Here is a 24,705-nt window from a genome sequence, read left to right on the forward strand (position 1 = left end):
TCAAGGTATTTTTAGTAGCGATATGGGCTTTAAGGTGTAGGTGAAGCAGTCAATCTTGATAGGGTGCAGACTGTTATACTAATGTCACTTTAATTTCTATTTGGCACCATCTAGGACTCTTCATTTCACGATAAAAATGAAAGGTGTACAACACCATTGTTTAAATTCATAACTCAATTATTGATTCATAAAAGATCGCATAATTGAGTTGTGTTATTACAAATAAATAACTCATATTAATTTTTATTCTGATGAAAAAACAGCTTATTTATATATGCTTATTGTTTTTCTTTCTTGTACGACATACAGCCGTGTATGCTAATGAACCGGATTCGGTTTATATTTTTGCCTATAGCTCTGGAAAGAACGATCACCATAATGGTTTGCATTTTGCATGGAGCCTGGATAAGAAGAAATGGAACAACATTGGCGCTGAAGTAAGTTTCTTAAGGTCTGACTATGGTCGATGGGGATCGGAAAAGAAGATGATTGATCCTTTTTTGTTTTTATCTCCAACGGGAACTTGGCATTGTGTCTGGAGTTTGAATAAAGAAGATGGTGCTTTTGCACACAGTGCATCGCGCGATTTGATACAGTGGGAGAGCCAGTCTTACCCTTTAGTATTTGCAGGAGGTAACTGCCTCAGTCCTGTAATTGATTACAACAAAACGACAGGTATCTACCAGGTCGTCTGGAAGACGGATCGGAATGTTCAAGGATATTACGCTGTAGAAACAAAGGATTTTAAAATATTTTCAGCAAATAAGAAAGTAATGGTTACGCAAAACAGCAAAGTTGAGGTACGTCTAGTGGATGGAATCTACACAGGGACTGTTCATAAAGTTGCGTGGCAAACACTTGAAAATCTGCTCAAAAAACAGCAATTGGATACTTACAAAGGAAAGTTGAACAGTGAACGGATGGCCGATGATGGGTATCGCTTTGCTACATTGCCGGCTCTGAATGGAAAACTAAAATTAGATGAACATATTGCTGAACGTAAGATTAGTGATTTGCTTATTGGAGCATTTTTTGAAGATATCAATTATGCCGCTGATGGCGGATTATATGCAGAATTGATCCAGAATAGGGGATTTGAATACTCTGCTATGGACCGAAAAGAATGGAACAGTATGACTGCCTGGAGTACGACGAATAGTGAAACGATTCTTTCGATTGATACGTTATCTCCGATACACAAAAATAATCGCCACTATGTGAGCATGCATGCTAAAAATGGAGGAGGAATCGTTAATGAGGGATTTGATGGTATTTCTATACAGAAAGGTGAACATTATAAATTTTCGATATATGCTCGAACAAAATCTGGGCAATTTGGGCAATTGATCATTCGATTAGTAGATGTGAAGGGGAATACTATTGGCGAAACGAAAACAAAAAAAATATCTAAAAAATGGGAACAGTACAAATTGGAAATGATCGGCAACGCAACCGTTTCAGATGCTCGATTGGTGATTGCTTACTCAACCGATGGTGTAATCGATATGGACATGGTCTCGTTATTTCCTAAAAATACTTTCCGGAATAGAGATAACGGACTTAGAGCAGATCTTGCTACGACTATTGCTGACATGAAACCTCGGTTTGTGCGTTTTCCAGGTGGTTGTGTCGCTCATGGAGATGGTATCGATAATATCTACCATTGGAAAAATACGATAGGACCTGTGGAGCAACGCAAGCCACAGCGTAATCTCTGGGGGTATCATCAATCATTTGGCTTAGGATATTTTGAATATTTTCAATTTTGTGAAGATTTAGGTGCAGAACCAGTGCCTGTTGTGGCGGCAGGCGTACCATGCCAAAATTCAGGACATCATGGTCACGAACTTGGTGGGCAGCAGTGTGGCATTCCGATGGAAGATATGGGCGATTATATTCAAGATATTTTGGATTTAATAGAATATGCTAATGGTGATAGTAAAACTTTTTGGGGTAAGAAACGTGCTGAAGCGGGACATGTTGCTCCTTTTAACTTGAAATACATCGGTATTGGGAATGAAGATCTGATTACTGATATATTCAAAGAACGCTTTACTATGATCTACCAAGCCGTAAAAGAGAAATATCCTGATGTTAAAGTTATTGGAACAGCGGGTCCTTTTTACGAAGGATCGGATTATGTGGAAGGGTGGGATTTAGCAACAAAATTGGAGGTTCCTTTAATTGATGAACATTACTACAATCCTCCGGGATGGTTTATCCATAATCAGGACTTTTACGATCGTTATGACCGTAATAAGGCTAAGGTATATCTTGGAGAGTATGCTGCGCATCTTCCTGATCGTGCCAGTACAATTGAAACAGCATTGGCAGAGGCATTGCACTTGTGTAACGTGGAGCGGAATGCCGATGTCGTTATGATGACTTCTTATGCACCCCTATTGGCAAAAGAAGGAAATACGCAGTGGTCTCCAGATCTGATTTATTTCGATAATACGACAGTGAAACCTACTGTGGGTTACTACATCCAACAGGCATTTGGACAACATGCTGGCGATACCTATCTTTTTAGTGATTTACAGTTGTCTAATCATGATGAAACGGTTCGCAAACGAGTTGGAAAATCAATCGTACGCGACGCTAAATCGGGTGACATCATCGTGAAACTGGTGAATTTGTTGCCTGTTGAAATTGACCTTGAACTTGATCTTTCGACTATTGGTGTTGTAAATCAACAAGTGAATGCAACTGTTATTTCAGGAAAACCAACAGATCAGACAGCTAGACCTGTTGCAGTAACACTTCAATTAGACAGATGCAAATTGTCTCCTTATTCGTTCACCGTTTTTCGCATACCTGCTCAAAAATAAGTAATAACATGAAAAAGATACAAATTATAATCCGATTGCCATTGATATTGATGGCGGTATTGATTAAAATCACAGTATTCGGACAACACAGTACAGCTTCAAAATCTGAAGCAGTAGCTTATCTGTTTGCTTATTTTTCTGACAATAGTCCAGACGGCGAACAAGTCCGTTATGCAATAAGCAAAGACGGTTTAAATTATCAGCCCTTAAATGAGGGGAAACCAGTTATTGCATCTGATAGCATTGCTTTAAAAAAAGGTATTCGCGATCCCCATATCACGCGTTCTGAAGATGGAAAAACGTTCTATATGGTGCTGACAGATATGCGTTCAAGTGAAGGTTGGCAGAGCAATGATGGTATTATCTTGATGAAAAGTACCGATCTAATCCATTGGGAACATCAAGCGATTGATTTCCCAACGCGGTTTCCTGATCTCGAAGGATTTGCTCAGGATAATTTACATGCGGTTTGGGCCCCGCAAACCATTTGGGACAATGACAAACAACAATACATGATCTATTACTCTATCGGTAGACACGATTGGGAGTATGCTGTAGGAGATAAAAAACAGCCCTATTTTAAGATCTATTACTCGTATGCAAATTCTGATTTTACGGATATCAGTACACCGGAATTGTTATTTGACTTTGGAACAGCAGCTATTGATGGTGATATTGTGTTCGATAAACAGAAAAAGGAGTACGTCTTATTTTTTAAGGATGAGGGATTATCTACAGTGAATAATGGTTTACAGACAAAGAGTGGGGTGATGCGTGCAACAAGTAAAAATGTGACCGGACCCTATCATACCGAATATCGTCATCTCAATCCGGATCAGCATAAACCTGTTGAAGGTTCCAGTGTATTTAAGTTGATCGATTCGGATGATTACATATTAATGTATGACTGTTACACGGAGGGCTATTATCAGTTTTGTAAAAGTTCAGACCTATCGCATTTTACTTTTGTTCAAAATACACCATTGCTCGGTAAGTTTACTCCCAGACATGGTTCCGTTATGTCTATAACCAGTAGCGAGCTGCAAAAACTGACTGATAAATTTGGAATTCATTCTGGATTTTAGAAGGCATGACTTAATCGTATTGTTAAAAATACAAAAAAATTGAATACGATTTTTACCTATTTTACAAGTTTTTAAGTATTTGCGTTGTTGTTTTTTTGTGTGGATAATGCCCTTACTGAATATAAAAAAATAAATGTTTGTTTTACATTTATTTTTTTATATTTGTTTTACAATTATAACCAATATAGTTTTTTCACCTTCAATTAGCGACTATGGATTCCTAATACTATGCTTGAATTTTTTATCAAGGATAAAAAAATTTGTCACATTTTTTTAAGTGTATGTTTAACATTTAATAATAATGGTTTTTACATTTCATTTTTTTACTGGTTCTGATGCTTATGTCATTTGATCTTGCTCATGAACTCTTTTACCTGATCAGAATTTTAAAAAAGTGAAACCAGTTATCGAAAACGACTAAATTATGAAAAACAAAAAAATTCTTTTTTTATATGTCTTTATGTGGTTACTACCCTTATTGACATATGCACAAACTAAAATTACGGGGCAGGTAATAAATAAGGACAAAGAGCCGATAGTAGGCGCGAGCGTACTTGTTGAAGGAATGTCCAATTTAATAACAAGTACAGATTATGATGGTCGTTTCCAATTGAATGATGGAAAAGGCTTCTTACTGATTACCTATGTTGGATACAAGACGCAGCGTGTTGCGATCGGTAATGAAACCAAATTTTTCATTACACTGGAAACGAGTGATCAATCGCTGGAAGAGGTGGTGGTGGTTGGTTATGGAACGCAGTCTAAACGTAATATTACAGGAGCCGTGAGTAATATTAAATCGGAAGATATTGTTCGTTCTTCTTCAACAACCGCAGCGGGTGCACTAGCGGGTAAGGTGCAGGGTATTTCTGTGCGTGGAAAGGATGCTCGTCCAGGAAGAGGAGCAGCTCTTGAGATCCGTAACATGGGTAATCCACTTTATGTCATCGATGGAATAGCTTATGGTGGTCAAACAGGTACGGACTGGGTAGGAACTCAAAATGGTTCTGGTGCGGATATCTTTAATGCCCTAAATCTGGAGGATATTGAAAGCATATCCATCTTGAAGGATGCCGCAGCCGCTGTATATGGATTCAGAGCATCTGGTGGGGTGGTTTTAATCACCACTAAAAAAGGAAATAAAGGTGAAAAGGCAAAAATCAATATCAATGGATACCAAGGATGGCAGAATTTAACACGTTTTCCTGATCTGGCAAATGCGGCGCAATATACACGTGGGTTAGTGGAAGCTGCCCAAAATGAGGGAAAAGATCCGAATGCGGTCTATACCCCCGTTGAGCTTGCAAAATGGCAAATGGGGACAGATCCTGGTTATAAAAGCTATGATTATTACGATATGATTATACGTAAGAATATTCCGCAACGTAACATCAGTGCCAATGTAACGGGAGGTAGTGATAAGTCTAATTATTTTCTCTCGATAGGTCATCTTACTCAAGATGCCATGATTAAGGATTTTAATTATAAAAGGACCAATCTACAGGCTAATATGGAAGCCCGAGTTCTGGAAGGTTTGACAGTAGGGACACAAATTTCAGGAAGACATGAGGGAACCCAAGATGTTGGTTTACCAGGGGGAGATGGCTACTTTTCATCGATTTTGGCCATGTTCAAAAACAGACCTACGGTGTCACCTTATGTAAATGATAATCCCGATTATCCAACACACACCAATGATTTTGCGTACAATCCCGCTGTTTTTGACCGCGATATTGCGGGGTATAAAGATAATAGATACTTAGCTGGAAATGTAAATTTATTTGCGTCATATAAAACTAAATTTGGTCTTTCTGCGAAAGGAACTGTTTCTTATAATTACACGAATAATAAGTTCGACGGATTTCAATATACCTATGATGTATACCGTTTTGAAGATAATGAGTATAAAGCTACTGGAGGAAGCCGTTCGGGATGGCGCTATGATACCAATCGGGATATTGTTTCCCGTTTTGCGCAGTTCTTAGTGGATTATAATAAGCAAATCGGTGATCATGCGTTCTCCGGTACACTCGGGTACGAACGTTCCGATTGGGAGAGAACGATGAAAACGCTGGGAGCAAATCCATCGAATAATTATATTCCGTTGCTACGTCTTTCTGAATTAAATGAACTTGGGGACAACTGGGATTATCAAGCTCGTGCCGGATATATCGGTCGGTTGAACTATAATTATAAAGGAAAATATTTACTTGAATTACTGGGACGATACGATGGTTCGTATTTGTATTATAAAGATCGCCGCTGGGGATTTTTTCCTGGTGCTTCTCTTGGATGGCGGATTTCCGATGAAAACTTCTTTAAACCACTAAAAGGAGTCGTTAATGACTTGAAGATCCGTGCATCTATCGGACAGACCGGTCTGGAAGAAGGCGTAGGTATGCACGGCTACTTAGCGGGTTATAATTGGGCTTCGGGCGATGCCGTACTGGACGGGAATTACGTACCCGGTTTACAGCCTCGAGGTTTGCCGGTAAGGAAACTTTCCTGGGTGAAAAATACCAATTATAACATTGGTGTAGACGTGGGGATGTTGGACAATAAATTGACAATGACGGCAGATGCCTTTAAGATTATCCGAACTGGATTTCCAGGAAAGAAATACGATGTTCTACTTCCGGTAGAAATTGGATATGACCTTCCTAATGAAAATTTGGGTAAAAATGGATACTACGGTGCTGAAGGTATCATTACCTATACCGATAAGATCGGGGAATTGAACTATGTGGTGAGTGCTAATCTTACTTACTCACGCTTTAAGAATCTGGAATCATATAAACCAAGGTTCAGCAATTCGTGGAATGAATACCGGAGTTCGGCCGAAGACCGTTGGGGTGGTGTATGGTGGGGTTATCAAGTGGTTGGACGTTTCCAATCGGAAGACGAAATTCGCAATCATCCGATCAACAACGATGGCGCCAATAATCGTACGCAACTGCCGGGAGATTTTATCTATAAAGACGTTAATGGTGATGGTGTTATCAACGGTATGGACGAACGTCCTATTGGTTATCCAACAGGTTGGGCTCCAATTATGTCATTCGGTGGAAGGATAGGCTTGAACTGGAAAGGTATCGACATGAATGTTGATTTTTCTGGGGGTGCGGTACAGTCCTGGTTTCAGGATTACGAACTGCGTAATGCCTTTCACGGAGGCGGTAATTCTCCTGCCTATCTTTTGGAAGATCGCTGGCATCGTGCCGATCCTTATGATTCAAATAGTGAATGGATTGCAGGTTATTATCCGGCACTTCGAAATGGAAATTCGGGTCCCAATAGCAGAAACAGTGACTTTTGGTTAACCAATGTCCGTTATTTAAGAATCAGAAATCTAGAGCTTGGTTACAACTTTTCTACTGGTTTAGTGAAAAAAATCAAAGCAGAGAAAATTCGTATCTACGCCAATGGATCTAATCTATTTTCTTTTGATAACGTGAAAAGATTTCAGATCGATCCAGAGATCGAAGCAGCGGCAGCCGTAGTATATCCGCAGCAGCGCGTATTTATGGTTGGGTTTAATGTTACATTTTAAAGAAAATCAAGAATGAAAAAGCTATATACATGTTTGGCTCTGTTTGTATGCCTTGGATTTGGGGGGTGTAAACACGACGAATGGTTTGATCGGGATTCCAAAAGCATGATCACAGATGATCAGCTTTGGAACGATCCAAAATTGCTGACTTCTCTACTGGCAAATTATTATAATCGCTTACCAACTCTTCATGGTGTTTTTAACACGGGTGGTATGACTGAACTGGATGATGCCATGTGGTCCGGGCACCGTGATCAGAATTGGCGTAATGATTTTCAATTTGGCGATGATTACGGCCGTTATTGGGATTATGGGTTAATTCGTGATATCAACCTTTCATTAGAAAACGTAGAAACATTAAGTACCAAGTTAACTGAAGTAACAAAGAAGCAATATTTGGCGGAACTGCGATTTATTCGGGCACTGGTTTATTTTGAAATGGTAAAACGTATGGGAGGAGTTCCTTTGGTGACGACGCAACTTATCTATGATTTTAGCGGTGATCCCACGCCACTTCAAGTGCCTCGGGCTAAAGAGCATGAGATTTACGATTTTATATTCCAGGAAATGGAAGCAATAAAAGAGGATCTCGCAGGTAATAGTACGAGTAAGACAAGAGCCAATAAATATACGGTTCTTGCTTTGGAAAGTAGAGCAATGTTGTATGCGGCATCCTTAGCTAAATACAATGGTTTGATGACAGAACCTATTGTTACAGCGGGCGGTGAAGTAGGAATCCCAGCAGCTATGGCCAATGATTATTATCGTAAATCATTAGCAGCTTCAAAAGAGTTGATGAGCGGTCCTTATCGTCTGTTTAATGAAAATCCGGATAAGGGTGCTAATTTCTATGAAATGCTGAACAAAAAAACAGGATCTGAAGTGATTTTTGCAAAGGATTTTGCAGTTGGTCTTAAAACCCATCGCTTTACCTATGATAATATTGTGAAGAGCCTGACAGAAGATAACGAGTCCTCATCTACCATTTCTCCTTCGCTCAGCTTGGTCGAGAGTTTCGACTACCTTGATGGACGAAAAGGTACACTTCAAGATCGTGATGCGAATGGAAATTACATTACTTATACTGGTATTGATGATATTTTTAATAATAAGGATGCTCGTCTATATGGTACTGTGGTTTATCCAGGAAGTTCTTTCCGAAATAGTGGTGTGAGCATACAGGCAGGTGTTGCTACATGGCAAAACGGAACTTACCAGCTTACAACAGCTCCAGAATTGGGACAACAATTGGGAAATCAACTTGGGGAAGCAAATGCAGGTGGGTTGTGGACTGGTTTTGATGGGCCGAAGGATGATGCACAGGATGTGAGTAATACGGGATTTTACATTCGTAAATTTGTGAGTGATGCTCCTGCTGCTAGTGCCAGAGGGACATCTGCTGCTAATTGGTGGCCTTGGTTCCGTCTTGGCGAAGTCTACCTCAATGCTGCTGAAGCAACATTTGAACTTGGACAAATCGGTGAAGCGACTCAATATATCAATACTTTACGTGAGCGTGCTGGGTTTCCAGCTAACAGTGTCACCACATTAACCATGGATGTCATTCGTAATGAACGTAGGGTAGAACTTGCTTTTGAAGATCACCGCTTTTTCGACTTGAAAAGATGGCGTTTAGCGCATACGGTATGGAATGGATCTGAAAATGATCCGAATGCTGTGGTGCGCGGTCTGTATGGTTATCGTGTGGTACGTCCGGGACATGTGGACCATGGTAAATTTATCTATGCACGCATCAAACCTAGTCGTTTCCGCAAAGCTCGTTTTTTCCGTTTAGCAAATTATTATTCCTCTATTGAGCAAAGAGTACTGGACAATAATCCAAAAATTGTTAGAAATCCATTACAATAATCTACTGAGTCATGAAAATAAAATTTTTAACAGTACTAACTGCTACACTAGGTCTTTTAGTAGTTGGTTGTGAATATGATAATTTTGAAGCACCTAAAGATTCGTTAACCGGAAAAGTGGTTTTTGAGGGCAAACCTGTCGGTGTAAGGAATAACGGTCCAGAACTGGAGTTATGGCAGGACGGTTATCCTTTAAAATCATTGATTCCGGTCTATATTAATCAAGCAGGTGAGTTTTCTGCCAGCCTATTTAAAGGTAAGTATAAATTAGTCCGAAAAGGAAATTCACCCTGGTTACGGCAATCGACCGACACAATTGTCGTAAATGTGGATGGAAATACCATTCTTGATGTACCCGTTACCCCTTATTTTTCTGTGGGAAATGAAAGTTTTCAGGCAACAAACGGTCAAATAGCGGCAAACTTTATCATCAGAAAGACCGCTGAGTCTTCCAATCTGGATCAAGTAAAGGTTTTCTTACGTAAATCTATGTTGACCGATCATGTTGTCTTTGATCAGGAGATTAAAATTGATCTTAACAACATCGTGATAGGAACGGAAACACGTGTTTCCGCTCAGTTGTCTTCAGGATTGAAAGATCAGGATTATATTTTTGCGCGTGTGGGTGTGAAGTCTTCCTCGTCGGAAGAGTATACTTACACTCCGGTACAAAAGATAGTCCTCAAGTAATTTATGCAATCCTATTTGTAAATTCGTAAAAAGCATGCTCAACCTTATTCTATTAACCTCATAACTTAAACTTTACATGAAGAAAAGAAAATGGCCGTTAGCCACAATCTTAATTACTTTTTTTGCCATTAATATGATCGGTCAGGCCAGAGGTCAGGAATATAAATTCGGTCCTGCCGAAAAGGATTTTGTCGGTTACCTATTTGCTTATTTTAAAGGCAATTCGGTAGCAGATGAATCCGTTTGTTTTGCTGTTAGTACCGATGGTTATACCTATCGCGCATTGAACCAAAATCAGCCTATCTTGGATTCAAAGCTTATTAGTACAACGGGTGGCGTACGCGATCCGCATATTTTGCGGGGGGAGGACGGTCAGTCTTTCTATATGGTGCTGACCGATATGACCTCATCAAAAGGTTGGGACTCTAATCGTGCTTTGATATTGTTAAAATCGAATGATCTTATTCATTGGGAACATCGCGTAATTAATATTCAAGATCGATTTAAAGGTCATGAAAATTTGAAGCGCGTTTGGGCTCCACAGACCATATATGACCCCGCTGTTAATAAATATATGGTTTACTGGTCGATGAAGCATGGCGATGGTGCTGATATCATTTATTATGCTTACGCTAATAGCGACTTTACTGATTTTGAAGCAGAACCTAAGGTCTTGTTTGTTCCTAAAAATGGGAAATCTTGTATAGATGGCGATATCATCAATAAGAATGGACTATTTTATATGTTTTACAAAACTGAAGGACACGGTAATGGTCTTAGATTAGCTTTAACCGATTCTCTTACTTCTGGAAAATGGATCGAACAGCCTGGTTATAAACAACAGACTACTGACGCTGTTGAAGGTTCGAGTGTGTTTAAACTTAATCAATCAGATCGATACATTTTAATGTATGATGTGTATGGGAAGGGTAAGTATCAGTTCTGTGAATCGGATGATTTGGATCGTTTCAAGGTGATTGATCATGAGGTTAACATGGATTTTCATCCCCGACACGGTTCTATTATTCCATTGTCAAGAAGTGAATTTAAAACAGTGACAGATCGTTGGGGTACACCAAAGGGCATCACAGTGCCAAACCGAAAAAATCCGGTATTGGATGGGTTCTATGCAGATCCAGATGTGCTGTATTCCAATAAAACGAAAAAGTATTATATCTATCCGACGAGTGATGGATTTGATGGCTGGGGAGGTTATTACTTTAAGACATTTTCTTCTGATGATCTGAAATCGTGGAAAGATGAAGGCGTTATTTTAGATTTGAAAAAAGAAGTGCCTTGGGGAACTCGTAATGCGTGGGCTCCAACCATAACGGAAAAAAAGGCCAAGGGAGATTATAAATATTATTACTATTTCACAGCCGCGCAAAAGATAGGCGTTGCTGTTGCTGATTTGCCTACAGGTCCATTTAAGGATTCTGGAAAACCCTTGATCGATTTTAAACCTGATGGTATTAAAGGCGGACAGGAAATTGATCCAGCAGTTTTTAACGATCCGAAATCTGGTAAAAGTTATTTGTATTGGGGCAATGGTTATCTCGCTGTTGCGGAATTGAAAAAGGATATGGTATCGATCAAACAACATACAATGAAAACCTTAAAGATTGATGGTACATTTCGTGAGGGTGTTTATGTCATTTACCGAAATGGAACTTATTATTTCTTCTGGTCTGAGGATGATACCCGAAGTGAGAACTATCGGGTACGTTATGGTACTTCATCATCACCAATGGGAGAGATCCATATCCCAGAGAATAATATTGTTCTTGAGAAAGATCCTGCACAAGGAATTTATGGTACAGGACACAATTCTGTATTGCAAATACCCGGTACCGATGAATGGTATATCGTCTATCACCGATTTAATTATCCTAATGGTATACATATGGGCGATGCAGCAGGTTACAATCGGGAAGTATGTATGGATAAGCTGGAATTTAAAGCAGATGGAACTATTAAAAAAGTAATTCCTACACACGAGTAAGGTTTGCTTTCTTTATAATTTTTTATACAAAAAAAACTTACACTATAATGAAAAGTTTACTTATCGTCACTGTACTTAGCTTGAGCTCACTGTTGGTTTTTGCGCAAAATCTGACTATTTCTGGACCTGATAAACGATTAGTGGTCAATATCTCTTTGGAAAAGGGCAAGCTTTATTATGATGTCCAATTAGATGGAAAGGTGATGCTTGAAAGATCTGCACTCGGATTAAAAGGACGTCATGTTGATCTATCGACTAATTTGAAACTAGTTGATCAGATCACTAACCAAGTTGATGTGCGGTATGAGGAGGATAAAATAAAGCGAAAACAGGTACATTACCAGGCAAATGAGCTGATCTGTAAATTAGAAAATAGCGATAAACAAGCTTTACATGTGGTGTTTCGGGTGAGTAATCATGATATTGCTTTTCGGTACCATGTGCCACAGGTCGGTGAAGCTGCCAATCTATATATTGAAGAGGAATTGAGTGCATTTAAATTCCCGAATCTGACGACCACCTTTTTGACTCCTCAAGCACCACCCATGTCTGGTTGGATGAAAACGAAACCAAGTTATGAAGAGGAGTATACGGTGGATGCGCAATTGGGAGTTCCTTCTAAGTATGGATACGGTTATACCTTTCCAGGATTATTCCGTGTTGGTGACCGTGGCTGGGTACTCGTTTCTGAAACTGGAGTAGGAGCACTATACTGTGGATCTAAGTTGAGTGAAGGAAGCGAAGACGGACAATATAAGGTCGCATTTCCGGAGAGCGGGGAAAACAACGGGATCGGTAGTGCGCAACCTGCAATTGCTTTACCGGGCAATTCACCGTGGCGCACATTGACTGTTGGTAGTACGTTAAAACCCATTGTAGAGACTACCATCTCATTTGATGTGGTTGAGCCTGTGTACAAGGCATCAAAACAATATTCTTATGGACGTTCAACTTGGAGCTGGCTGGAGTGGCAGGATGGCAGTATTAATTTTGAAGATCAGAAAAAATTTGTAGATCTCTCTGCAGTTATGGGCTATGAATTTGTTTTGGTCGATAATTGGTGGGATAGCAAAATCGGACGCGATAAAATTGAAGCCTTGATTGGCTATGGAAAAGACAAAGGTGTCGGCATCTGTTTATGGTACAATTCCAACGGTTTTTGGAATGATGCGCCACAAACACCTAAAAATAGGATGAATACAGCTGTCGCTCGAAAAAAGGAGATGGCTTGGATGCAAAGTGTCGGTATAAAAGGTATCAAGGTTGACTTTTTTGGTGGTGACAAACAGGAGACCATGAAACTCTATGAAGATATTTTATCGGATGCGAATGATTATGGTCTATCGGTTATTTTTCACGGCTGTACTCTGCCAAGGGGATGGGAACGTATGTACCCCAATTTTGTGGGGAGCGAGGCTGTACTTGCTTCAGAGAACTTGATCTTTACGCAGCATGCGAATGATAATGAAGCTTTTAATGCGAGTTTACATCCCTTTATTCGGAATGCTGTAGGATCAATGGATTTCGGTCCCGTTCTACTCAATAAAAAGCATAATCGTGAAAACAACGGTGGGATGATCCGAAAGACAACTGAAACATTTCAATTGGCTACAGCCGTTCTGTTTCAGACACCGGTTCAGAATTTTGGAATTACACCGAACAATCTGACGGAGATGCCTAAACATGTTATTGATTTTATGAAAGCAGTACCCACGACGTGGGATGAAACGGTCTTGATAGATGGATATCCGGGAAAGTATGTGGTATTAGCCCGAAGACATGCTGACCGTTGGTACATCGCAGGTATCAATGCAGAGAAAAAGGAAAAAGAGTTAACGATTCATTTACCGATGCTTTCGGGAGAAAAGTGGGAATTGTACACCGATAATAAAGATAGAACAGCACAATACAAGGAAATACCTATGCAAAAAAATAAGTTGGTAAAAGTGACTCTTCAGGCAGACGGTGGGTTTCTGATCGTTGGAGAGTAACATATTTTTATTGAAGAAGTTCGGTTTAAAATGCAGAAAATATTAAAACATATCCGCTTAATTATCCCAGTTTTACTGCTGGGATCAAGATCTTTATTTGCACAGCCTGGATTTGGGAGCGCTGAAAAAATTAATACAGACTGGCTGTTTCATCTGGGAGATCTGGATGGTGCAAAGATAAATGCACAAGCCAATCAAAATTGGCGATCGGTGCAGCTTCCACATGATTGGAGTGTGAAGTATCCGTTAAGTCCAAATCTCGCAAGCGCTACCGGTTATCTGCCGGGAGGAATCGGCTGGTATCAAAAGAAATTGCTGATACCGATTGCAGATCAAGGAAAAAAAATATACCTGTATTTTGAGGGTGTTTACAATCATAGTGAGGTATTTATCAATGGAAAATCAGTTGGTAAGCGCCCAAATGGCTATATTTCTTTTTCTTATGATATCTCACCGTTCGTCAACTTTGGTCAGGAAAATACCATTGCAGTGAAAGTGGATCATAGCCACAGCGCTGATTCGAGATGGTATACCGGATCTGGGATCTATCGCGACGTTTGGTTTGTTAAAGCGAATCCTATTCATTTAGAACAATGGGGGGTATATGCTTATCCTGAAATTAATGGAAATCAAGGAACTTTAAATGTCGAAGTCGCACTTGCTAATGAAACAAGCCGGTCAACCGCTGTAGCGGTCATCCAGCAGTTGATCGATGCATCTGGGAATGTGGTGGCTAAGCATGCTAAGAAGATTACTGTAGCCGCAAATGGCCATCTGACAATTCCAATGAAAATGGGAGTTAAAAATCCAAAACTATGGAGTCTGGAACAGCCAAATCGTTATATTTTAAAAACCTTAGTGCTACAAGATGGTCAGGAGATTGATCGATCGGAAATAAAAACGGGCTTCCGAAGCTTAAAGTTCGACCCTGATCAAGGTTTTGCGTTAAATGGTAAGTGGACAAAATTAAAGGGCGTGTGTATCCATCATGATGCTGGTGTATTGGGCGCTGAAGTTTATCCTGAAGTATGGAGACGTAGATTGATGACCTTAAAGTCATTAGGTGTCAATGCGATCCGTACCAGTCATAATCCACAAGCAAACTCATTATATGATCTCTGTGATGAACTCGGTCTTATGGTGATGAATGAAGCGTATGATGAATGGGAATATCCGAAGCGTAAATGGCTTTCGGGTTGGAATGTTGGAACACCGGGATTTGAGGGGTCCTATCAATTTTTTAAAGAATGGGGCGAGCGTGATCTTGCAGATATAGTAAAGAGAGACCGGAATCATATTTCAATTTTTGCTTGGAGTATCGGGAATGAAGTTGACTATCCCAATGATCCTTATTCACATCCGATACTTGCAGGGGAGCAAGGCAGTGGTTTTACACAGCCGATCTTTGGGGGATATAAAAAAGATGCTCCAGATGCAATGCGCTTGGGTGATATCGCCAAGCGTTTAGCCGCTGTGGTCCGGAAATATGATAGGAGCAGACCTGTTACCGGCGGATTGGCAGGAGTTGCCATGTCCAACGAAACCGAATATCCGGATGCTCTGGATATCACTGGATATAATTACACGGAGAGTCGTTATCAAGAAGATCATATTCGCTATCCGAAACGAGTAATATTTGGTAGCGAAAATAGACATGATCTGGCCGCGTGGAAAGCTGTCCGAGACAATAATTATATTTTTGGTCAGTTTCTCTGGACAGGAATCGATTACCTCGGTGAATCAGGTCGTTGGCCATCCCGTGGTTTTTATTCTGGGATGTTGGATTTCGCAGGTTTTATTAAACCAAGGGGATATTTTCGACAAGCATTATGGTCAGAAACACCGATGGCCTATCTAGGTACTTATGCCATGAAAGGTGAGGTTGGCAAAACTGATGTGTGGTCGGATCTCGAAGCTGAAAGGGGGCAACGGAAAAATGAAGCTCCATCAATGGATGCTTGGCCAATATGGAACTATAGGGAAGGTCAATTGATACGTGTTGTGTGCTATACGAATACCGCTTTTGCAAGATTAGAACTGAACGGTAAAGTTGTCGGTGATATCAAACCGTATAATGATGAACAGGGTATTGTTTATTGGGATATCCCTTATGCAGATGGTAGATTGGAAGCTATTGGATTTGACAAAGAAAAAAAGGAGCTGGTACGTCAAGTTCTAGAAACATCCGGACGTTCTCATGCCTTAGCGATCATTTCAGACTCTTCCGTCTCGGCAACAGCAGGCGAGGTGATCCAAGTGGAACTGCAAGTGGTAGACAAAAACAACAAACCTGTTGTGCTGGCAGATGATGAGGTTACCTGTAGGATCGTGGGTGCCGCTAGGCTTTTGGGACTGGAGGCTGGAAATAACAGCGATATGACAGACTATACCGATAATAAGCAACGCTTGTATCATGGCAAAATGATTGCTTACATTCAATTGAATCCGGGGCAAGGTGATGTTGCCGTACAGTTTTCAGCACCATGGCTTGAAAATACTTCGTTGCTCATTCAGCGTAAGGAGAATAGGTAGTATTATTTACTTGGAGTCAAGAATGGTAAGGCTGTCTCATCATAAAATGAGACAGCCTTTCTTGTTAAAAACAATTTTAGAAAGATCGTTGGTGCTCGATAGGTTGATCTTCATAATTGTGTTTTTTCCAAATAAAATTCACGAAATAGTTTCTTTGGTTGTAGACTAAGATTTACTCAATTTTCTACGTAACATGGAGCGGACGCGCTTGTGGTTTATCTTGTCGCGGTATGGTTTACGCACAAATCCCTATACTTATTTTATTTCACCGTACCGCAATGCAAAGGAATTCTATGGGTTTTTCATTACGACAGTAGGAAAAATAAGACCCACGAGATGATTTCGAACAGATTCAACTAAAAATTAGACTTCCCCTAGCTGGATAGGCTGTCTGCCAGAAATTCTTTTGGTTTTGACGGGCGACTAAATAGTACTGCCGTTTTACATGTTACCTAATTATTATTTCTTAATAATAAAATCATGTTTCTTTTAAGGCATGTTACGTAGAGATAGCTTTCAGCCTTCACGTGTTGTCAATAAACCGTAGCGCAATATGAACTATCCGAAGTGCAAATGTATTCCGCTTTACAGAAATATGGGATGGCGGTTGTACGGAATCAATCTGCCATAGCGCATTGTTTTATCGCCGTGGCGCAAAATGATTAAGCTACAGCGTGAATACAAGCAGCCATACTGCTATAAGAGTTGGAAGGGATGGGAAGTCAATCTGCCATAGCGCATTGTTTTATCGCCATGACGCAAAATGATTTCTCAAGATTACAGTGTGGCAATGCCTTTTCTGTATTGTCGTCAGTCAAAATCATAAAAAGAACATTGTGGAATGCAGAACCTGGTTCTATTTTGGTTATTGAGTGATACGCTTTCTATGAAAAAAAAGAATATTTGGGATGATAGTCTCTTTTATTTTTATCCCGCTATATCTTTATGTTTCAATAATGATACAAAGAAATTATTTGTTACATTTTCTGTGTTTTTCGGCTTGTAGTACTCCTAAGCGTGTGTTTTTATATTATTCGGAGGTTTTTTTGAAAAGGGTTTTTTATAAAATAGCATTGTTTTAAAAATGTAATTGCTTGATAATTTGTTATATTGCAACGTAGACGCAACCAAGCTTAATCAAGATTGAGCGATAACCTAAATGACAAAATGATGAAAATTGTAACGAAAAGAACGTGGGTTCTTTTTATTATCGTGGCTGCCGTGGCAGTTGGCGTTATTCTTTTTCTAGTACGATCAAAGCAACCAACCTTACCTTTAAAAAAAGGAGCGCATATTGTTCTTATTGGCAATAATTTGGGATCTCGGATGATGAATTATGGGCATTTTGAAACAGAGCTTCAGTTACGTTATCCAGATTCAAACCTCTATATCAGAAACATGTGCGATGGGGGCAACATGCCTGGTTTTAGGCCTCATGCGAGCCGGAAATCGCCTTGGGCTTTTCCTGGAGCAGAAAATTTTCAAACGGATCTTGCTCAACCCTCAGGAAGTGAAGGTTTTTTTGAGACTGAGGATCAATGGCTGGCTCGTTTAAAAGCTGATATCATCATCGCTTTCTTCGGCTATAACGAATCGTTTGAAGGCGCTGAGGGTTTGGAAAATTATAAGTCGGAGCTGGATGCTTTTATTAAACATACGATTAAACAACAGTATAACGGTACATCTCCGGTGAAACTGGCATTAGTTTCTCCGATTGCTTTTGAAAACCTCTCTAAGCAGTATGATCTCCCTGACGGGAAGCAAGAGAATCGGAATTTGTCTTTATATGCTGCTGCAATGAAAGAGATCGCAGCGAAGAATAACGTACACTTTGTCGATGTGTATAACCCTACAGAGCGCTGGTATTTCTGGACAAAAGAGCCCCTAACAATAGATGGATCGCAGCTTACAGATGCTGGCTATGCGCGTTTTGCGCCTTTGTTGGCAGACCTAATTTTTGGGAAGGCTGATGTTAAAAATGAAGATAACCGTGATCTTGTACGTCATGCTGTTCTTGAAAAAAATTGGATGTGGCATAACGATATTAAAATTCCGAATGGGGTACATGCTTATGGTAGAAGATATGATCCATTTGGGCCTGATAATTACCCTGCTGAAATTAAGAAAATCCGAGAAATGACTGCGATCAGAGATACGGCAATCTGGCTGGCTGCGCATGGAAAGAAAATGGATGTGGCGGCAGCGGATAAAAAGACAACCCCTGTACCTGAAGTAAAAACAAACTATGATCCTGGAAAGAATGGCAATTTGGCTTATCTGTACGGTGATGATGCTTTAGCAACCCTGAAAGTTGCCCCAGGTTTTAAGATTGATCTTTTTGCTTCAGAAAAGGAATTTCCAGATTTGGCTAATCCTTGTCAAATTACGTTTGATAATAAAGGTCGTTTATGGGTTGCTACAATGCCTAGTTACCCTCACTATAAACCAGGAGACTCGAAACCCAATGACAAGTTGATTATACTCGAAGATACTGATCAGGATGGTAAAGCAGATAAGCAGACCGTTTTTGCGGATGGACTACATCTTCCTGTAGGCTTCGAAATTACGGCTGACGGTGTTTATCTGTCTCAAGGAACTAATTTTATGCTTTTAAAAGATACGGATGGCGATGATCGGGCTGATGTCAGAGAGATTTTATTGAGTGGTTTTGATGATCACGATACCCATCATAATATTCATGCCTTTACGGTCGATCCTTCGGGAGCAATCATTATGGGAGAAGGAGTATTTTTACATTCTAATATAGAAACTTCTTATGGGCCTGTTCGTGGTACGAATGGTGGTTTTTACCGTTATAGTCCACAACGTCGCTATTTGGAACGGATGGCGCAGCCTAATGTACCCAACCCCTGGGGTATAGCTTTTGATGAATGGGGGCAAAATTTTTATGCTGAAACCTCCGGACCTGATGTCAGCTGGATGCTGCCCGTGACTATAAAACCTAAATATGGTGTAGCAACGACCAAATCCCGAAATCTGGTACAGGATGAACATCGGGTGCGTCCCACTTCTGGTCTTGAGTTTGTTTCAAGCCGCCATTTCCCCGATTCTCTACAAGGTGATTTCTTGATCAACAATACCATCGGCTTTTTAGGAACGAAAGAACACCGGTTGAATGATGATGGGACGGGTTACAAAAGTACACATCGACAGGACTTATTGCAGAGTTCAGATAAAAATTTTAGGCCTGTTGATCTGGAATTTGCTCCGGATGGGTCTTTATATATTGCGGATTGGCACAATATCTTAATCGGGCATATGCAGCATAATGCCCGTGATCCGTTGCGCGATCATGTACACGGACGTATTTATCGGATCACTTACCCGTCAAGACCACTTTTAAAACCGGCTCAAATTGCTGGAGCATCTATTTCTCAATTGCTTGATAATCTGAAATTACCGGAATACCGTACCCGTTATCGTACCCGTGCTGAACTCCGGGGGCGGAAATCCTCAGAAGTACTGCCACAATTAAAAAACTGGGTAGCGAAATTGGATAAAAGTAATCCGAAATATGCGCATCAGCTGGTTGAAGCATTATGGGTAAGCTGGGGTTTGAATCAGGTTGATCAAGAGTTATTGAGTAAGGTGTTGAAATCGGATGATTATCATGCTCGGGCTGCAGCAGTAAGGGTATTGCGCTATACGGGGCATCAGGTAAAAGATCAGGAAAAGTTGCTGATGCAGGCCGCATCTGATCCGCACGGCCGTGTACGTCTTGAGGTGCTTACTGCCGCATCTTGGATGCCAAGGGAGAAAGGCATGCCGATCATGCTGGCAATAGCTAAAAAGGGTGTTGATGATTGGATCGAACCTGCCTATACAATGGCTGTTGCTAATTTGACAGGGAGGGAGGAATTGAAGGATAGTCCAGATAAAGTCAAAACGTCTCTTACCGGCATGGAACGTGATCAGTATATTAAAGGTAAGGCACTTTTTGCAAAAGAAGGATTTTGTATCACCTGTCATCAAGCTGATGGCAATGGTTTACCGATGTCTGGTTTTCCACCTCTTCATGGAACGAAATGGGTGACAGGTAGCCAAGATCGTTTAATTAAAGTAGTACTTAAAGGTTTACATGGGCCAATGGAAGTCAATGGAACAAAATTTCCGGGTCAGGTACCGATGACACCCTTTGAAGGAATGCTCAGTGATGAGGAAGTGGCCGCAGTATTAACATATGTGCGCAATTCCTTTGGGAACAAAGCACCTGCAGTTTCTAAAGAAAAAGTAAAAGCAGTCAGGGCAGCTTCAGAAAGCAAAAAGGGGTTTTATGCTCCAGCGGAATTGTTGCAGGAGTTTCCATTAGAAAAGTAATGTTACAAACTTATTTGATACTAAGGGTTAAGTAGTGTTATACTACTTAACCTTTTTTATATCGCCGATACCCTTAAGCTTGCCTCTGTAGGGCACTCAAATTATAGACACTTCTACTTTCTGGTTTTTCGTCCCGTAAAAGCGCCAGTACATTGCTGATGGTATAGACGCACATGTGTCTATAGGTCGTAGCAGTAAGGCTACCGGAGTGCGGAGTAATGAGTGTATGTCGATGATCGACAAGTGCGTTCGGATGCTTTGGAGGTTCTTCTGGTAATACATCGGCAGCAAAACCTGCAAGGCTGTTTGTATTTAGTGCCTTTACAAGTGCTTCATGATCGATCAATGCTCCTCGGGCTGTGTTAATGAGTAAAGCCGTAGTTTTCATCAGATTGAGCTCCTGCGCACCCAATAAGGTTCCGATAACAGTAGTATAGGGGAGATGGAGACTGACAATATCGGCCTGTTGCAGGAGTTCTGTTTGTGTAACCTGTCGATAAGGAACATCTTTGGTAGATCGGCTTGAATATATGACGTTCATACCAAATGCATCAGCTAGTTTAGCCACACGTTGACCTATATTGCCCAGACCGATAATACCAAGGGTCTTTCCATGGAGCTCATCTCCGTTATATTGGTTACGCCAGTTCCAGTTGTTATTTTTTACTTGCTGAATGGACTCGTACAGGTTGCGTGTGAGCATAAGCATGAGGGCTAGTGTATGTTCTGCAATTGTTGAAGCATTGGATGCAGGAGCATGTATGATGCTGATATTGCGAGCAGTTGCTTCATGTACATCAATATTATCAAGTCCTACGCCACATCGGGCGACCGCCTGTAGGGCGGGACAAGCATCCAATAGTGCCTTGTTGATCTGACCCTTTCCACGGGTAATGATGGCGTTTATGGTGTATTTGTCAATTGCTTTCTGCAATGAAATACTGTCGTAGCCTGTCAGTACATTAACTTGATCTTGCAGCATGACTAAGGCTTCTTCAGCTATAGTTTCCAGTAATAAAACGTTTTTTTTGATTGTCATATGATGGGATTCTGCAGTACTCTTTATTGGCGTTTATTTATGATATAAGGTAGCTTCATCAGATTTGTATCCCCTGAAATCATTTCTATTGGAAATATAGATATCTTCCTCATAGAGATCGTCTTCTAGAATAAGTGGATCAATTTCACTGCCCGGTGCGGATGATATTTCGACGAGATTGCCTGCTGGGTCACGTAGAAAAAGCTGCATGGCACCATCTGGTAATTTTCTTACTTTCCCCCAGGGTGTAATATCGATCAGCTGGAGTTCTTTCATACGAAAAAAAATCTTGTTAAAATCATCTACTTGAACGCAAATATGTCCGCGAAATGAAGGCGTATCTTCCCATTCCGAGAGATGAAGCTGTTGCTCATCATTAAATTTAAAAAACATCACAGGGTAATCAAATCTAAAGGCAGCAAGGGGTTCCAGACCCAGTTCGTTTTGATAAAATGCTGCTGCCTTTTCAAGATTATCTACGATAAGTGTAACGTGGTTGATTTTGATTGCCCGTGCCATATCTATTGATTTATTTTGTTAGTTAGATTTTCTGTTTAAACTCATGAATAAAATTCCAGTTGGGTGTTAGTCCCAGCCCTGGTGCTACTGGTGCCGCGATGACGCCATCAGTAACTGTAATCTGCTCTTGGACCAGATCATACATCATAGGATTGCCTCCAAGTGAAAACTCAATGATTGTTGCGGCTTGGGATGCAAATGCGACATGGAGCCCTGCCATAAATGAGAAAGCAGAACCCCAACAGTGCGGAGCAAGTTCTAATTGATAAACACTTGCAAGGTGTCCTACGCGCATGGTTTCGGAAATACCGCCAATAATCGCTGCATCGGGCTGTAAAACATCTAGCGCTCTGACTTCAAGTAAATCGCGGATGTCAAAGCTTGTAAATTCACTTTCTCCTGCAGCTATGGGAATTGCAGTGGAAGCGCGGACTTCTGCTGTACCGTGTCTATTGTCAGGATTAATGGGTTCTTCAAACCAGTACAAATTACAATCTTCTACTCCTCGACAAAACTGTTTTGCTTCAGGTACGCTAAAGGTACCGTGTGCATCTGTCATGAGCTTAATGTGAGGACCGAGTGCTTTTCTTGCGGCTTTGACACGGTCAATACTGTTTTGAACAGTTTGATCCATGATACCGACACGCATTTTTACGGCATTAAATCCTTTAGCGACATAACTATTGAGCTGCTCGCCTATGTGATCAACGGGAGCCCAGCCACCACTGGCATACGCAGGCATTTGTTCGCGACAGGCTCCGCCAAGAAGGTCCATAACAGGTACTCCCAACGCTTTACCTTTTAAATCCCACAGAGCGGTGTCGATACCGCTCATTGCGGCTACAGTCAATCCTCTTCGACCAAGGATGGGGAATCTTCGACCTCTCGTAAGTGCATAATGATCGCGTGTGCCGTTGTACATCTCCTCCCAAAGACGGTTTATATTTTTTGCATTTTTACCAATTAAAATGGGTTTTAATTCATTTTCAATACAACTTACTATGGATGCGCACACTCCAGATGATCCGACAGCTGCTTTGGCCTCTCCGAAACCTTGAAGACCATCTTCAGTGGTAACGACCACGAGTGTCATGTCGAAATTGGTTAGCAGACCGTAATCTGAAAAATGCTGTTTTTCTTTTGGTATGGGACATCGAAGCCAGAATGCTTCTACGTTTGTTATCTTCATTGTTACTATTTCTAATAGGGTAAATAATGCTATTTACCAAAATTTAATATTGGTTACTCCTTAGTCTGTGATATCAAGTTCGATGAGTTATTCAATTGCATTGTTGCTGGTGTTGCGAAAAACTCATTTTATATCTTTGACTCCTGTTCGGATGTTGTAGCCTAAAACATTTTTTATGACAGCTACTTAATAAGTTTGGACAAAGTCTCGAATGATTTCTGAGTGAGCATTGTATAAAACTCTTCTGAAACTGACGCACTGCCATGGTCTTCAAGAAATTTCTTTTGTTCCGGAGAGAGGTTTTCGGGATGCTCATCAATAGAATTGGGGTAAGGGTTTGCAGGAGTGCGGTCCAAAGCTGAACAAAATTCTACAGACAGCACTTCGTTATAACCAATCTGATCGAGTGTTTCAAGTATTTTACTCCAATTCAGCGTGCCCATTCCCGGAGCCATCCTATTGTTGTCGGCAACATGGAAACCAACAAGTTTTCCTTTGGCTCGTTTGATTGCTTCATAGAGATCATCTTCTTCGATGTTCATATGAAAGGTGTCAAGGCACACACCGCAATCGGGACCTACGGCCGCAGCAAGTGCTAATGCTTGATCACCTCTGTTAACGAAATAGGTTTCAAATCTATTGATTGGTTCAATACCGATCAATATGCCTGATGACTGTGTGTATTGATATACGTCTTGTAGCGAGTCAACGGCCCATTGCCATTCTTCTTCGGGTCTGCCATCGGGTATGATTTTACCCACCGTACCGGGCACCACAGAGATCATGTGACCATCGAGTTCCTTAACCATGCGCGCCACATCTTTGACATATTGTATGGATTTGGAGCGCTGAGCTTCATCTTTAGCCAGTAAATTTCGATCTCCTAACATCAATGTGACAGAGCCCCAGCAGGATAATCCATATTGTTTTAAAAGTTTTCTGACCTCTTTCGTGTCATAATGTTCTGGACTGCCAGCAATTTCAATTTTAGTATAGCCTAAACTGGAGGCTCTGCGAATTGTTGTTTCTATTGTTTCGGATCGCATCCAGTTATGTATTGATAATTCCATA

Annotated in this window: 13 protein-coding genes; 9 read left to right on the forward strand and 4 right to left on the reverse strand. The window is 40.7% G+C overall.

Annotated elements, in window-relative coordinates:
- Positions 1 to 251 precede the first annotated feature (251 nt).
- The 9 genes from ACFS6I_RS06560 to ACFS6I_RS06600 all read left to right on the forward strand — a co-directional run bounded on the left by ACFS6I_RS06560 (position 252) and on the right by ACFS6I_RS06600 (position 20,887).
- Positions 252 to 2,831: an alpha-L-arabinofuranosidase C-terminal domain-containing protein gene (locus tag ACFS6I_RS06560; RefSeq protein WP_380918996.1), complete on the forward strand. Its 2,580-nt coding sequence runs from the start codon at positions 252 to 254 to the stop codon at positions 2,829 to 2,831.
- 8 nt (positions 2,832 to 2,839) lie between these two features.
- Positions 2,840 to 3,916 carry a glycoside hydrolase family 43 protein gene (locus ACFS6I_RS06565; protein ID WP_380918998.1) on the forward strand — a complete coding sequence of 359 codons (1,077 nt, stop codon included), beginning with the start codon at positions 2,840 to 2,842 and terminating at the stop codon, positions 3,914 to 3,916.
- 424 nt (positions 3,917 to 4,340) lie between these two features.
- Positions 4,341 to 7,466, forward strand: coding sequence for a SusC/RagA family TonB-linked outer membrane protein (locus ACFS6I_RS06570; RefSeq protein ID WP_380919000.1), 3,126 nt, complete (start codon positions 4,341 to 4,343; stop codon positions 7,464 to 7,466).
- 12 nt (positions 7,467 to 7,478) lie between these two features.
- On the forward strand, positions 7,479 to 9,335 hold the full coding sequence (locus ACFS6I_RS06575; protein ID WP_380919002.1) for a RagB/SusD family nutrient uptake outer membrane protein: 1,857 nt from the start codon (positions 7,479 to 7,481) through the stop codon (positions 9,333 to 9,335).
- An 11-nt stretch (positions 9,336 to 9,346) separates the two neighbouring features.
- Positions 9,347 to 10,024, forward strand: a complete 678-nt coding sequence (locus tag ACFS6I_RS06580; RefSeq protein WP_132842467.1) for a DUF3823 domain-containing protein — start codon at positions 9,347 to 9,349, stop codon at positions 10,022 to 10,024.
- A 76-nt stretch (positions 10,025 to 10,100) separates the two neighbouring features.
- Positions 10,101 to 12,026, forward strand: a complete 1,926-nt coding sequence (locus tag ACFS6I_RS06585) for a family 43 glycosylhydrolase (protein WP_380919004.1) — start codon at positions 10,101 to 10,103, stop codon at positions 12,024 to 12,026.
- Between the two features lie 47 nt (positions 12,027 to 12,073).
- Positions 12,074 to 14,017 (forward strand): glycoside hydrolase family 97 protein, encoded by a 1,944-nt coding sequence (locus ACFS6I_RS06590; protein WP_380919006.1) that lies wholly within the window; start codon positions 12,074 to 12,076, stop codon positions 14,015 to 14,017.
- 30 nt (positions 14,018 to 14,047) lie between these two features.
- Entirely contained in the window at positions 14,048 to 16,549 is a 2,502-nt protein-coding gene (locus ACFS6I_RS06595; protein WP_380919008.1) for a sugar-binding domain-containing protein, read from the forward strand.
- 1,167 nt (positions 16,550 to 17,716) lie between these two features.
- On the forward strand, positions 17,717 to 20,887 hold the full coding sequence (locus ACFS6I_RS06600; protein WP_380919010.1) for a PVC-type heme-binding CxxCH protein: 3,171 nt from the start codon (positions 17,717 to 17,719) through the stop codon (positions 20,885 to 20,887).
- Between the two features lie 73 nt (positions 20,888 to 20,960).
- Here the strand turns inward: ACFS6I_RS06600 and ACFS6I_RS06605 are convergent, their stop codons facing one another.
- From ACFS6I_RS06605 to ACFS6I_RS06620, 4 genes are all read right to left on the reverse strand, one after another.
- Complete coding sequence (locus tag ACFS6I_RS06605) at positions 20,961 to 21,926, reverse strand: 2-hydroxyacid dehydrogenase (protein ID WP_380919012.1); 966 nt, start codon at positions 21,924 to 21,926, stop codon at positions 20,961 to 20,963.
- Between the two features lie 33 nt (positions 21,927 to 21,959).
- Positions 21,960 to 22,445 (reverse strand): VOC family protein, encoded by a 486-nt coding sequence (locus ACFS6I_RS06610; protein ID WP_380919014.1) that lies wholly within the window; start codon positions 22,443 to 22,445, stop codon positions 21,960 to 21,962.
- A gap of 22 nt (positions 22,446 to 22,467) precedes the next feature.
- Positions 22,468 to 23,634 carry a mandelate racemase/muconate lactonizing enzyme family protein gene (locus ACFS6I_RS06615; protein ID WP_380919016.1) on the reverse strand — a complete coding sequence of 389 codons (1,167 nt, stop codon included), beginning with the start codon at positions 23,632 to 23,634 and terminating at the stop codon, positions 22,468 to 22,470.
- Between the two features lie 182 nt (positions 23,635 to 23,816).
- Positions 23,817 to 24,704, reverse strand: coding sequence for a sugar phosphate isomerase/epimerase family protein (locus ACFS6I_RS06620; protein ID WP_380919018.1), 888 nt, complete (start codon positions 24,702 to 24,704; stop codon positions 23,817 to 23,819).
- Between the last annotated feature and the right edge of the window lies 1 nt (position 24,705).

Origin of the sequence: Sphingobacterium anhuiense (genome assembly GCF_042686355.1) — a bacterium.
In the GTDB taxonomy this organism is placed as follows: Bacteria; Bacteroidota; Bacteroidia; order Sphingobacteriales; family Sphingobacteriaceae; genus Sphingobacterium; species Sphingobacterium anhuiense.

Bases quoted from the DNA above. Each gene is read 5' to 3' on its own strand.
- ACFS6I_RS06580 (WP_132842467.1), top strand. From the start codon at position 9,347: ATGAAAATAAAATTTTTAACAGTACTAACTGCTACACTAGGTCTTTTA.
- ACFS6I_RS06575 (WP_380919002.1), top strand. From the start codon at position 7,479: ATGAAAAAGCTATATACATGTTTGGCTCTGTTTGTATGCCTTGGATTT.
- ACFS6I_RS06620 (WP_380919018.1), bottom strand. From the start codon at position 24,704: ATGGAATTATCAATACATAACTGGATGCGATCCGAAACAATAGAAACA.
- ACFS6I_RS06585 (WP_380919004.1), top strand. From the start codon at position 10,101: ATGAAGAAAAGAAAATGGCCGTTAGCCACAATCTTAATTACTTTTTTT.
- ACFS6I_RS06615 (WP_380919016.1), bottom strand. From the start codon at position 23,634: ATGAAGATAACAAACGTAGAAGCATTCTGGCTTCGATGTCCCATACCA.
- ACFS6I_RS06600 (WP_380919010.1), top strand. From the start codon at position 17,717: ATGATGAAAATTGTAACGAAAAGAACGTGGGTTCTTTTTATTATCGTG.
- ACFS6I_RS06565 (WP_380918998.1), top strand. From the start codon at position 2,840: ATGAAAAAGATACAAATTATAATCCGATTGCCATTGATATTGATGGCG.
- ACFS6I_RS06610 (WP_380919014.1), bottom strand. From the start codon at position 22,445: ATGGCACGGGCAATCAAAATCAACCACGTTACACTTATCGTAGATAAT.
- ACFS6I_RS06605 (WP_380919012.1), bottom strand. From the start codon at position 21,926: ATGACAATCAAAAAAAACGTTTTATTACTGGAAACTATAGCTGAAGAA.
- ACFS6I_RS06570 (WP_380919000.1), top strand. From the start codon at position 4,341: ATGAAAAACAAAAAAATTCTTTTTTTATATGTCTTTATGTGGTTACTA.
- ACFS6I_RS06560 (WP_380918996.1), top strand. From the start codon at position 252: ATGAAAAAACAGCTTATTTATATATGCTTATTGTTTTTCTTTCTTGTA.
- ACFS6I_RS06595 (WP_380919008.1), top strand. From the start codon at position 14,048: ATGCAGAAAATATTAAAACATATCCGCTTAATTATCCCAGTTTTACTG.
- ACFS6I_RS06590 (WP_380919006.1), top strand. From the start codon at position 12,074: ATGAAAAGTTTACTTATCGTCACTGTACTTAGCTTGAGCTCACTGTTG.